An 11,750-nucleotide genomic window follows, 5' to 3' on the forward strand; every position below is an offset into this window, starting at 1 on the left:
ACCCGCCGACCCCCCCGCGGCCCCCCCACCACCCCCCCCCACCCCCCCCCCCCCCCCCCCCCCCCCCCCCCCCCCCCCCCCCCCCCCCCCCCCCCACGGGCGGGTCAGGCCTTGGGGCCGCCCGCGGCGTAGACGACCTGCCCGGAGACGAAGCCGGCGCCCTCGCTGACGAAGAACGACACCAGGTGGGCGATGTCCTCGGGCTGCCCGACGCGCTGCACCGGGATCTCCTTGGCCGCGCCGGCGATGAAGTCCTCGAACGGGACGCCGAGGCGCTCGGCGGTCGCCTTGGTCATCTCGGTCTGGATGAACCCGGGGGCGATGGCGTTGGCGGTGACGCCGAACTTGCCCAGCTCGATGGCGAGGGTCTTGGTGAAGCCCTGCAGGCCGGCCTTGGCCGCCGAGTAGTTGGCCTGGCCGCGGTTGCCCAGCGCCGAGGTGCTCGACAGGTTGACCACGCGACCCCAGCGGGCCTCGATCATGTGCTTCTGCACCGCGCGGGTCATGAGGAACGCGCCACGCAGGTGGACGTTCATGACCGTGTCCCAGTCGGACTCGGTCATCTTGAACAGCAGGTTGTCGCGGGTGACACCGGCGTTGTTGACCAGGACGGTCGGCGCGCCCAGCTCGGCGGCGACGCGGCCGACCGCGGCCTCCACCTGCTCCGGGTCGCTGACGTCGGCACCGACGGCGAGTGCCCGGCCCCCGGCGGCCTCGATGGCCTGCACGGTCTCCTTGCCGGCGGTCTCCTCCAGGTCGACCACGCCCACGGCGAACCCGTCCTGCGCCAGTCGCAGGGCGGTGGCCGCGCCGATGCCGCGCGCGGCCCCGGTCACGATGGCCACGCGGGCGCCGGTGCTGCTTGCCTCGCTCATACGGGAGATCCCTTTCGTGTCTGCACCTTCCGGTGCGCTGCCGACACGGTACGGCGGCGAGGCGGGAGGGCTACCGACCGGTAGCCCCGGCGCGTCGGCGTCCCGGAGGACCCCCAGGTCAGGGCCAGATGCTGGCGACGACGATCGCGGCGACGGCGACCTGCACGGCTCCCAGCACGAGGCTGGCGGGGTGGAAGGCCACCTCGGTGACGTGGGCGCCGAGCTTGCCGGGGGTGATGAGGTCGAGGACGACGAACGCGACGGCCTGGAGCAGCACCCCCAGCACCCCGAAGACCACGGTGTAGAGCAGCGCCTCGCCGAAGCCGTTCGTGGCGTTCGTCCAGATCGCGGCGAACACGACGGCGCCCTGGCCCAGGAAGCCCGTGGCCAGCACGAGGCCGGCGTTGACCGACCGCTCCTCGTGGATGTGCCGGCCGAGGCGACCGGGGGTGAGCAGGTCGAGGACGACGAAACCGAGGGTCAGCAGCGCGATGCCGAGCCCGGTGTAGGCAACGGCGTAACCGATGCTGGCCAGCACGATGGACCTCCGACGGTCGGGGACTCGGGCGGGACAAGTCCTACCGCACGGCGGTCCGATCCCCCTCCCGGCGTGCCGCTGGACCGCCGCCTCAGCCGGCCCGGACGACGTCCACCCGGTCGAAGCCCTCCTCCGGCGCGGGCGGCACGAACCGCGCGGCGGTGCCGAACAGCCCGGCCAGGGGCACGCGGGCGCGGCCCTCGCGGGTGCCGTTGCGTGCCACACAGGTGTCGACGGGGGTGTCGACCCAGACGGCGCGGACGCCGGCGCCGGCGGCGCGGGCCGCCGCGACGAGCGGGGCGCGGTCCTCCGGCGTGGGGTTGGTGTTGTCCACGACGATGCTCGCGCCCCGCGCCAGCAGCTCGGCGACCACCCGCCGCTGGCGTGCCTCGCGGCGGCGGGCGTTGGGCCAGTGGTCCTTGCTGACGACCACGTGGGTGCCGGCGAGGTGCTCGCCCACCCACGTGGACTTCCCGCTGCCCTGCAGGCCCGCCATCACGACGAGTTCCTGCCCGGCCGGTGCCTGGGTCAGGCCGACTGCCGCAGCGGGGTCACCTCGGCGTCGTCCGGCGTGCGGCGCGGCGCCGGGTGCTCCACCAGCGCGAGCACCCGTCCGGCCATGAACCGGGCCGTGCGGACCGGGGTGCCCCCGCGGGTGCTCTCGGTGACCTCCACGAGACCCCGGCCGTGGGTCACGTCCACCCGCCGTCCGGCGCGGGTGGCCTCGATGTCGTAGGTGCGGGTCGTGCCCCCGGCATCGATCACGACCTCGACGCGATCGCCCTTCATCTGTGCCTCCGAAGACGTCTCGCCGGGCGGCGTGCCCGACATGGTGACAACGTCCTCCGGGGGTCTGACATTCCGTGCTGACCTGCGCGTTCAGTCCCCGGACCGGCCCTGCGCAGGGGCCGGTTCCCCGGTGTCCGGCACCGGCGGCTCCTCTCCCGGGGCGGGCGCGTCGGAGTGCCGCCGGCCGGGCAGGTGCGGCTGGAGCGCGCGCACCGACGCGAGCGCCGCCCGCCGGGCGTGGGTCCGCTGCCGGGCGCGGCTGGTCCGCGGGGCCCGCGGCTCCTCGCGCAGCAGGGCGTCCAACCAGTGGCCCCGCGGGTCGACGTCCACGAGCATCGCCTTGACCAGCAGCGTCAGCGGGATGGCCAGCAGCGCACCCAGCGCGCCGAGCACCCAGCCCCAGAACAGCAGCGCGACGAAGGTGACCGTCATGGACAGGCCCACCGAGTCGCCCACGAACCGGGGCTGGATCAGCGTCTGGACGACGAAGTTGAGCAGCGCGTAGACCGCGACGACCACCCAGAAGGTCGACCACCCGCCGCTGAGCAGGCCCAGGATGGCCGGGGGCACCAGCCCGAGGACGAACCCGATGTTGGGCACGTAGTTGGTGATGAACGACAGCAGCCCCCACACCACCGGCAGCGGGATGCCGATGATCGCCAGCGCGATCCCGTCCCCGATCGCGACGATCCCCCCGAACACCGTGCTGACCAGCAGGTAGCTGCGGGTGCCGCGGGCGAACAGGCCCAGCGCGATCGGCAGGTGCGGGCGCTCGGTGGCCACCAGCGCCAGCCGCCGTCCGAACCCGCCGGACTCGATGGCGAGGAAGACGATCGACGACAGCAGGAGGACCAGCGTGGTCGCGGCGTCCGAGACCCGGGAGAGCAGCCCGGTGGCGACGCCGACCAGCTGGCTGTAGTCGAACTGCGCGACCAGGTCCGACAGCTGCCCGGAGACGATGCCCCGGTCGTTGAGGTCGTCGACCACCGACGCCAGCAGCTGCTCGGCCGAGCCGGCGTAGTCGGGCAGCAGGTTGGCGAACTGGGCGATCGACACCACCAGCAGCGCCACGAAGGCCAGCAGGATGCCCCACACCAGCACGAGCAGGACCGTGGCGCTGAGCCAGCGCGGCCACCCGTGCCGCTGCAGGAAGCGCTGCACCGGCATGAGGGCGATGACGACCACGAGGGCGAGCAGCACCGGGCCGACCAGCCAGGCGATCGACCGGACGCCGGCGATCGCGATCGTGGCCGCCGCGCAGCCGACCAGCAGGACCAGCCAGCGCGGCAGCCCCGCGGTCGAGGGGCCGAGCTCCGTGCGGGTGACGGCCTCGGCGGCCGCGCCGGACGCCGCCTCACCGGAGACCGCCCCGGCTGCCGCGGCCCGGTCGACCGCGGCGGCCGCGACCGAGGTCTCCTCGGCGGCGGCGTCGTGGACCGCGGCGGCCACCTCGGCCGGGCCAGGCGCCGCGGGGGTGTCGGTCCCGGTGCCCGGGAGCCGCTGGGAAGCGACCATCGTCCGCGCCGGCTCAGCCCGCGGCGCGGACGTCGGTCCGCCGCCCGCCGGCCGTCTCGACGTCGCTCGTGCCCATGTGCACTCCGCCTCTCCCCCGTGCGGCGCCCGCAGTACCCGGGCACCAGCGTGGCATGCCGGGCCGGCGGGCTCAGTACCCGCACCGTCCGGCAGCGCGGCCTTCGCGCTCAGCCGAGGGCGACCCGGTCGGTGAGGGCCAGCACGCGGCGCCAGACGTCGGCGCAGGCCTCGGCCCAGTCGCCGTACGCGCGGTCGAAGAACGAGTGCGGCGCGCCGTCGTAGACGGCGGTCTCCACCTCCGCGCCGCCGGCGCGCAGCTTGGCGGCCAGCTCCAGCTGGTCCTCCACCGGCGTCGCACTGTCGGCCCCGGCGATGACCATCAGGGTCGGCCGCGTGGCGGGGGCCTCGCCGACCATCGCCGGCCGGCCGTAGAAGCCGACGCAGGCGGCCACGTCCAGGTCACCGCCGGCCAGCCGCCACGAGTGGCTGCCGCCGAAGCAGAAGCCGACGGTCACCACCGGCAGGTCCGGGCGGGTGCGCTCGCGCAGGTAGGCGATCGCCGCGGCGACGTCGGCGTCCACGCCCGCGGGAGTGGTCTGCGGGATGTGCGTCTGCCAGTCGAAGTCCTGCTCGCGGGTGCCCGTGGGCGGCAGCTCCGCCGTCCGCCCGAAGTAGTCGACGGCCAGGGCGGGGAGCCCGGCCTCGGCGAAGCGCTCCGCGAGGGCGACGTAGTAGGGGTGCAGCCCGCGGATGTCGGGCAGGACGACGACCCCGACGCGGGCCGGGCCGTCGGGTGCGGCGTAGGCGGCGGCGAACTCGGTGCCGTCGGCCGCGGTCAGGGTCAGGGTGCCGCGCTCGGCGACGTCGCCGCTGCGGGGCGGCGCGGGTGGGCGGCTGTCGGTGTCGTGGCACATGACCGGTGTTCTACCGGGCCGGGCGCCGCCCCCCCGGCCCCGGGTCAGGTGTCGGCGGCGTCGTCGGCCGCGGCCGGGGAACCGCCGAAGACGCCGGCGGCGACCTCGCGGCGGGCGTCGGCGAGCCAGTGGTGCTGCTTGTCGGCCTGCTCGATGAGCCGGTGGAACAGCGCGGCGTCGATGCGCGGATCGGTCTCGGCCAGGGCGCGCAGCGTCTCGAAGCCGGCCCGCTTGGCCAGCACGGCGGTGGCGATGAACTCGAGCTCGACGACGTCCGACAGCGGCGACCGGGACAGCAGGTGCCCGTTGAGCTTCGCCCGCGACACCTTCTCGCCCAGCCACGAGATGGCCTGCTTGTACTGCCGGACCGGGATGCCGAGGGTCCGCATGGTCGACTCCAGGGCCGACCGTTCCTCGCGCAGCTCGTCGAGCAGCTCCTCCATGCGCTGCTCGTACGCCCCGCCGCGGTGCCGGCCGAGCATCCGGCTGACCAGCTCGATCCCGCCGGTGGCGGCGGCCAGGTGGTCGTTGGTGTAGACGCCGAGCAGCTCGACGTTGCGGATCCCGCCTGAGGCGGACGGCTCGGGCACGGGCTCTCCCAGGGGGCGGACGGCGGTGGCGCCCCATTCTCGCTGCCCGGTGATCACCGCGCGCGACGACGGCGTCCGGGGAGGTCAGCCCTCGGCGCGGGTGAGCAGCCGTGCCGCGGTCGGCCGCAGCTCCCGCTCCAGCTCCCACAGCCCCGCCGCCAGCCGCTGGCCGACCGCCTGCCGGGAGATGCCGAGCGCGGCGGCCGCCCGGGCCTGGGTGCGGCCGCCGGCCACCAGCTCGATCGCCTCCCACGCCTGGGGGCTGCGCCGCTGGACCACGACGGCCAGGGCGGTCAGCACCGCCTGGGCGTCGGCCGCCTCCGGCGGCACCGCACCGCGGACGGCCAGCCGGGTGCCGCGCTGACCGGCGGCGTCGGCCGCGCGACGCCCGGACAGCAGCGCGGGGCCGCCGGGCCGCCCGCCGTCGAGGACCGGTCCGGCACCCACCCCGACGGTCCAGCCGGGCGCGCGCACCAGCCCCAGGACGACGTCGACCACCGCGGTCGGATCGGCCAGGACGCCCTGCAGCTCGCCGTCCCCCACCCGCGCGAACGGCCACACCGCCGGCAGCTCGCCCAGGCGGCCCAGCACCGCCTCCACCTGCCCGGACCCGTCACCGCCGGAGGGGACGGCGGTCACCACGAACGGCACCGGGCAAGCCTGTCAGCTTTCTCCGGGCCGGACCAGGACCTACATCCGCCTGGCGACCTCCGGCGGGAACCCGCCGGTCGCGACCGGGCCCCAGCGCTCGATCGTGACCCGGAGCAGCGACTTGCCCTGGCGGGTCATCGCGGCGCGGTACTCGTCCCAGTCGGGGTGCTCGCCGCTGATCGACCGGAAGTAGTCGACCAGCGGCTCCAGCGCCTCGGGCAGGTCCAGCACCTCGGCGCGGCCGTCGAGCTGCACCCAGGGCCCGTCCCAGTCGTCGGAGAGCACGCACAGGGAGACGGCGGGGTCGCGGCGGGCGTTGGCGACCTTGGCCCGCTGCGGATAGGTGGAGACGACGATGCGCCCCTCGCCGTCCAGCCCGCAGGTCACCGGGGAGAGCTGGACTCCCCCGCTGCTCCGGCGGGTCACCAGCAGCGCCTTGTGGCGGGGGCGCAGGAACTCCTCGAGCGCGGCCCGGTCGACCCGGTCGGCTGTGGCGGTCTTCGGCATGGGCCGACGCTACGACCCGTGCCCGGTGATCGTTTCCGCACGTCCCGGAACGGACATCCACCTCCCGTGACCTCGCGCATGAGACTCCCAGGGTCCGGCCGCTCCGCCGCGGCGGAGGAGCCGGCTCGCGTCGAGCGGCGCGAGCACGTCGCCGACCCCGACGCGGCCGCCGTCACCGGCGCCCCGGCCCCGTCCGCGCAGCGCGGTCCCCGCGTGCGCCGGGCGATGCGGTCCCTCGCCGTCGCCTCGGCTCAACTGCTGCTCATCACCGGCGCGGTCGTCGTCATCGGGTGGGTGCTCGGCAAGCTGTGGGTGATCCTGCTGCCGATCGTCCTGGGCCTGCTCTTCGCCACGGTGCTGTGGCCGCCGACCCGTTTCCTGCGCAAGCACCGCTGGCCGCCCGCGCTGGCCGCGTCCGTCGCCCTGCTCGGCTTCCTCGCGGTGATCGGCGGCATCGTCGCGGCCATCGCGCCCCAGGTCGGGGACCAGGTGGGCGAGCTGGCCGACCAGACCGCCGCCGGGCTGCAGCAGGTGCAGACCTGGCTGCAGGGCCCGCCGTTCAACATCGGCGAGGACCAGATCGGGCAGGCCGTCGACAACGCCATCAACTCGCTGCAGGACAACGCGCAGAACGTCGCCGGGTACGCGCTCACCGGCGCCTCGGCCGTCGGGAACGGGCTGATCAACCTCGTCCTGGCGCTGGTGCTGGCGTTCTTCTTCATCAAGGACGGCCCGCGCTGGGTGCCGTGGCTGGCGGCGCAGACCGGGCCGAGGGCCGCGCCCCACGTGGCCGCGCTGTCGCAGAAGACCTGGAGCACCCTCTCGGAGTTCATCAAGCAGCAGGCCCTGGTCGGCTTCGTCGACGCCTTCTTCATCGGCCTGGGGCTGTGGATCCTCGACGTCCCGCTGGTGCTGCCGCTGGCCGTGCTGACCTTCTTCGGCGCCTTCATCCCGATCATCGGTGCGTTCGTCGCCGGCGCCTTCGCCGTGCTGATCGCCCTGGTCGACGAGGGCTTCACCGTCGCGCTCATCGTGTTCGGGATCGTGCTGCTGGTGCAGCAGATCGAGGGCAACGTGCTGCAGCCGATCATCCAGGGTCGCGGGTTCAACCTGCACGCGGCGGTGGTGATCCTCGCGGTCACCGCCGGCGGCAGCCTGGCCGGCATCACCGGCGCCTTCCTCGGCGTCCCCGTGGCCGCGCTCATCGCCGTCATCTACCGGTACGTCCGCGACCAGCTCGACGCGCGTTCTCCCGACGTCGCCGACGACGGCACCCGGCCGGAGATCCGGGGCGACGAGACCGGCGCGGAGGTGACGCGGGAGCAGGTCGCGCCGCCGGCTCCAGGCGGCAGCAGCCGGCCCTCGCACCAGGGTCTCGGGGACGGCGACTCCCGCGGCTGAACCGGGAATGCCCGCCACGCGCCGTGACTTGATCATGAGCGAGACCCGAGTTCCAGGAGGCATGACCCGTGGCGCACCGACCGGAGGAGCTCGTCGAGCTGCTCCCCGAGGCCCAGCCGTTCCTCACCCGGGAGGCGGCGGTGACCGGGGCGGAGCAGCGGCGTGGCCTGGTCCTCGTCCACGACCTCGCCGGTGAGTTCGACGCCGCCCACGCCGGCGCGCTGGCCGGCTCCCACCTGCTGGCCAGCCTGCCCCACGAGGTGATCGCGCGGTTCGACGTCGACAGCCTCATCGACTACCGCGCCCACCGGCCGCGGATGACCTTCAACGGCGACCACTACGAGTCCTTCAGCGCACCCGAGCTGCTGCTCTACGCCGTGGAGGACGACGCCGGCGAGCCGTTCCTGCTGCTGCACGGCGCCGAGCCCGACTTCGCCTGGGAGCGGTTCATCGCCGCGGTGGCCGGGCTGGTGGAGCGGCTGGGCGTGACGTCGGTCGTGGCGCTGCAGGCCATCCCGATGCCGGTGCCGCACACCCGCCCGGTGACGGTCACCGCGCACGCGACGCGCCGTCCGCTCATCGCCGAGTACCCCGTGTACTGGGGCGAGATGCGCATCCCGGGCAGCGTCGCCGCGCTGCTGGAGCTGCGCATGGGCGAGGCCGGCGTCGACGCCTGTGGCGTCGCCGCGCACGTGCCCCACTACCTCGCGCAGACGACGTTCCCGGCGGCCTCGGTCACCCTGCTCGAGCACCTCTCCCGGCTCACCGGTCTGCACCTGCCGACCGAGACGCTGCGCGAGGCCGCCGAGGCGCACCGCACCGAGGTCGACGAGCAGATCGCCCGCAGCAGCGAGAACACCGCCGTGGTCGCGGCGCTGGAGCAGCAGTACGACCAGTTCACCTCCGCCCGGGAGGGCAGCGAGCTGCTCAGCGAGATCGGCGAGGTGCCCAGCGGCGAGGAGATCGGCGCGGAGCTGGAGCGGTTCCTGGCCGAGCAGGAGCGCCGCCGCGGGGAGTGATCGGCGGCGCCCCCCGAGCGTCCGGAGGCGGGGATGCCTCAGGCGAAGACGATGGTCTTCTCGCCGTCGACGATCACGCGGTCCTCCACGTGCCAGGTGACCGCCTGGGCGAGCACCTGCCGCTCGACGTAGCGGCCGATCCGCCGCATGTCCTCCACCGAGGCGCGGTGGTCGACGCGGGCGACCTCCTGCTCGATGATCGGCCCGGCGTCCAGCTCCGGCGTGACGTAGTGCGCGGTCGCCCCGATCAGCTTGACGCCGCGGTCGTGGGCCGCCTGGTACGGGTTCGCCCCGACGAAGGCCGGCAGGAAGCTGTGGTGGATGTTGATCAGCCGCTCCGGGAACCGGCTGCAGAAGTCGGCCGACACGATCTGCATGTAGCGGGCCAGCACCACCAGGTCGACGTCGCCGACCAGCTCCAGCGCGCGGGCCTCGGCGTCCGCCTTGGTGTCCGGCGTCACCGGGACGTGGTGGAACGGGATGCCCGCCGAGCGGGCGACCGGCTCCAGGTCGCGGTGGTTGGAGACGACGGCGGCGATCTCCGCCCGCAGGTCGCCGGAGCCCACCCGGTACAGCAGCTCCTGCAGCACGTGGTCGGTCTTGCTGACGAAGACCGCCAGCCGCGGCCTGGCCGCCGCCTCGGTCAGCCGCCAGGTGAGCTGCCACTCGCGGGCCAGCAGCGCCAGCGCCCCCTCGAGCTGGTGGCGGCGGGCGGCCAGGTCGGCGAGGAAGAACTCCAGCCGCAGCGTGAAGGTGCCCCCGACCGGGTCGGAGGAGTGCTGCTGCGACTCGGTGATGTTCGCGCCGGCGTCGGCCAGCAGGCGGGACAGCACGGCGACGATCCCCGGCCGGTCCGGGCAGCGGACGACCAGGCGTCCGACGTCGGTCAGCCGGTCGTCGCGGGGACCGAGGGAGGGCAGCTCAGCAACGGACACGGGGATCGAGGATGCCAGGCCCGCCGATGGCCTCCTCCATGGCACCGCCCCGAGCGCGCGAGGGGTCGGGAGGAGAGGTCCTCTCAGACGGACGGCAGGACGGCGCGCTCGGCCCCCGCGATGTCGAACAGGTCGCCGTACTCCTCGACCCGGGCCAGCACCTCCTCGGTGCGGAAGCGCAGCGATCCGGGGTCGGCGCCGTCCACGACCGCCTCGACCTCGTCCCAGCCGATCGGGGCCGACACCGTGGCGTCCGGGCGGGCGCGCAGCGAGTACGGGGCCACCGTCGTCTTGGCCGGGTTGTTCTGGCTCCAGTCGATGAGCACCTTGCCGGGGCGCAGGACCTTCTCCATGCGCCAGACGACCTCGTCCGGGGTCTCCGTCGCCAGCTCCTGGGCGAGGTGCCTGGCGTAGCGGCTGGGGTGCTCCCGGTCGGTCACCCGGATCGGCGCGTACACCTGCATGCCCTTGGAGCCCGACGTCTTGACCACCGGGTCCAGCCCGTCCTGGACCAGCCGCTCGCGCAGCCGCTCGGCGACCTCGCAGCACTCGAGGATCCCGGTGTCGGGCCCCGGGTCGAGGTCGAGCACGAGCAGGTCCGGCAGCGCAGGCTGCAGCCTGCTGCCCACCTGCCACTGGGGCACGTGCAGCTCGAGCGCGGCGAGGTTGGCCGCCCAGGCCAGGTCGGCGACGGTCTCGAGGATGACCATGTCGAGGGTCTCCCGGCCACGGGAGCTGCCCGGGCTCGGGACCGTCACGCGCCGCACCCAGTCGGGAGCGTGCCGGGCGCTGTTCTTCTCGAAGAACGCCTGCCCCTCCACCCCGTCGGGCCAGCGGGTGAAGGTGACCGGCCGGCCCGACAGGTGCGGCAGCAGCACCGGGGCGATCCGCACGTAGTAGTCGATCACCTGCGCCTTGGTGAAGGAGACCTCCGGGAAGAGCACCTTCTCCAGGTTGGAGACGGTCAGCTGTCGCCCCTCCACCCGCACCAGCTGACGGCTCACGGACACCTCCGTACCCGCTGCGCGCTCACCACTCCTCCACGACGTCCTCGGGGACGAGGTCGTCGCGCAGGCCCCGCCACGAGGGGTGCCGCAGCCGGCCGTCCGCCGTCCAGACGGCGAAGGCGACCTCACCGACGAGGTCCGGCTCGACCCACCGGGCGTCGCGCGTGACCTCCCGCGGCAGCGCGCCGACGAACGGACTGCCGGCGCGCGGGGTGAACAGCGCCTCGAGGTCGCGCAGCGCCTGGGCGGTGAACCCGGTGCCGACGTGGCCCACGTAGACGAACCGGCCCTCGTCGTCGTGGACGCCGACCAGCAGCGACCCCACTCCCCCGGCCCGCCGGCCCTGCCCCGGCCGCCAGCCGCCGACGACGACGGACTGGGTGCGGACGTTCTTGACCTTGAGCCACTCCGCACCGCGCTGGCCGGGCCGGTACGGGGAGTCCAGCCGCTTGGCGACCACGCCCTCCAGCCCGTTCTCCCGGCTGGCGGCCAGCACCGTCTCCCCACCGCCCCGGAACCACGGCGTGCCCGCCCAGCGGGCGCCGCCGACGCCGAGGGCGTCCAGGCGCTCGCGGCGGCGCACGTACGGCAGCCCGCAGAGGTCCGAGCCGTCGAGGGCGAGCAGGTCGAACACCAGGTAGGTGACCGGTGCGGCGGCGGCCATCCGGGCCACCTCGGGGCCGGTGCGGTGCATCCGGCCCTGCAGCGCCCCGAAGTCCGGCCGGCCCTGCGCGTCGAGTGCGACCACCTCGCCGTCGAGGACGGCGTCGTGCCCGGCCAGCGGCGCGGGCAGGCGGCCCAGCTCGGGGTAGCGCACGGAGATGTCGGTGCCGCTGCGCGCCCACAGGGTCAGCGCGCCGCCCCGCACGACGGCGACCGCCCGGACGCCGTCCCACTTGAACTCGTAGCCCCACTGCGCGTCCTGCTCCGGTGGCGGGAGCGCCGCCGCCGTGGCCAGCATCGGCGGCGGCACCGTGGCCGGCGCGGCCAC

The 11,750-nt window shown here is 74.7% G+C and carries 14 protein-coding genes; 2 read left to right on the forward strand and 12 right to left on the reverse strand.

Annotated features, from left to right (window positions below):
- Positions 1–104: 104 nt before the first annotated feature.
- From fabG to ACI78Q_RS12330, 9 genes are all read right to left on the reverse strand, one after another.
- Positions 105–875 (reverse strand): 3-oxoacyl-ACP reductase FabG, encoded by a 771-nt coding sequence (gene fabG / locus ACI78Q_RS12290; protein WP_456923658.1) that lies wholly within the window; start codon positions 873–875, stop codon positions 105–107.
- A 118-nt stretch (positions 876–993) separates the two neighbouring features.
- A complete protein-coding gene (locus tag ACI78Q_RS12295; RefSeq protein ID WP_456923659.1) occupies positions 994–1,413 on the reverse strand; it encodes a DUF350 domain-containing protein in 420 nt (139 codons plus the stop codon).
- A 91-nt stretch (positions 1,414–1,504) separates the two neighbouring features.
- Positions 1,505–1,909, reverse strand: a complete 405-nt coding sequence (locus ACI78Q_RS12300) for an AAA family ATPase (protein WP_456923660.1) — start codon at positions 1,907–1,909, stop codon at positions 1,505–1,507.
- 32 nt (positions 1,910–1,941) lie between these two features.
- On the reverse strand, positions 1,942–2,202 hold the full coding sequence (locus tag ACI78Q_RS12305; protein ID WP_456923661.1) for a hypothetical protein: 261 nt from the start codon (positions 2,200–2,202) through the stop codon (positions 1,942–1,944).
- 90 nt (positions 2,203–2,292) lie between these two features.
- Positions 2,293–3,717 (reverse strand): AI-2E family transporter, encoded by a 1,425-nt coding sequence (locus tag ACI78Q_RS12310; protein ID WP_456923662.1) that lies wholly within the window; start codon positions 3,715–3,717, stop codon positions 2,293–2,295.
- A gap of 185 nt (positions 3,718–3,902) precedes the next feature.
- Positions 3,903–4,649, reverse strand: coding sequence for a dienelactone hydrolase family protein (locus tag ACI78Q_RS12315; protein ID WP_456923663.1), 747 nt, complete (start codon positions 4,647–4,649; stop codon positions 3,903–3,905).
- A 44-nt stretch (positions 4,650–4,693) separates the two neighbouring features.
- Positions 4,694–5,239 (reverse strand): hypothetical protein, encoded by a 546-nt coding sequence (locus ACI78Q_RS12320; protein WP_456923664.1) that lies wholly within the window; start codon positions 5,237–5,239, stop codon positions 4,694–4,696.
- An 84-nt stretch (positions 5,240–5,323) separates the two neighbouring features.
- The gene (locus ACI78Q_RS12325) at positions 5,324–5,890 is read right to left on the reverse strand and encodes a hypothetical protein (RefSeq protein WP_456923665.1); all 567 of its coding nucleotides are present in this window, start codon (positions 5,888–5,890) and stop codon (positions 5,324–5,326) included.
- A gap of 39 nt (positions 5,891–5,929) precedes the next feature.
- Positions 5,930–6,397: a PPOX class F420-dependent oxidoreductase gene (locus tag ACI78Q_RS12330; RefSeq protein WP_456923666.1), complete on the reverse strand. Its 468-nt coding sequence runs from the start codon at positions 6,395–6,397 to the stop codon at positions 5,930–5,932.
- 78 nt (positions 6,398–6,475) lie between these two features.
- Between ACI78Q_RS12330 and ACI78Q_RS12335 the strand changes: the two genes are divergently transcribed.
- Both ACI78Q_RS12335 and ACI78Q_RS12340 read left to right on the forward strand, forming a co-directional pair.
- Positions 6,476–7,798 (forward strand): AI-2E family transporter, encoded by a 1,323-nt coding sequence (locus ACI78Q_RS12335; RefSeq protein WP_456923667.1) that lies wholly within the window; start codon positions 6,476–6,478, stop codon positions 7,796–7,798.
- 68 nt (positions 7,799–7,866) lie between these two features.
- Entirely contained in the window at positions 7,867–8,817 is a 951-nt protein-coding gene (locus ACI78Q_RS12340; RefSeq protein WP_456923668.1) for a proteasome assembly chaperone family protein, read from the forward strand.
- A 38-nt stretch (positions 8,818–8,855) separates the two neighbouring features.
- Here ACI78Q_RS12340 and purU read toward each other — a convergent pair whose 3' ends face one another.
- The 3 genes from purU to ligD (ACI78Q_RS12355) form a co-directional block, all read right to left on the reverse strand.
- Positions 8,856–9,752: a formyltetrahydrofolate deformylase gene (gene purU, locus ACI78Q_RS12345; protein ID WP_456923669.1), complete on the reverse strand. Its 897-nt coding sequence runs from the start codon at positions 9,750–9,752 to the stop codon at positions 8,856–8,858.
- Positions 9,753–9,835: 83 nt separating this feature from the next.
- Positions 9,836–10,756: a non-homologous end-joining DNA ligase gene (gene ligD / locus ACI78Q_RS12350; protein WP_456923671.1), complete on the reverse strand. Its 921-nt coding sequence runs from the start codon at positions 10,754–10,756 to the stop codon at positions 9,836–9,838.
- A 25-nt stretch (positions 10,757–10,781) separates the two neighbouring features.
- On the reverse strand, positions 10,782–11,750 hold the full coding sequence (ligD, locus tag ACI78Q_RS12355; protein WP_456923672.1) for a non-homologous end-joining DNA ligase: 969 nt from the start codon (positions 11,748–11,750) through the stop codon (positions 10,782–10,784).

Source organism: Geodermatophilus sp. SYSU D00705 (assembly GCF_054050135.1).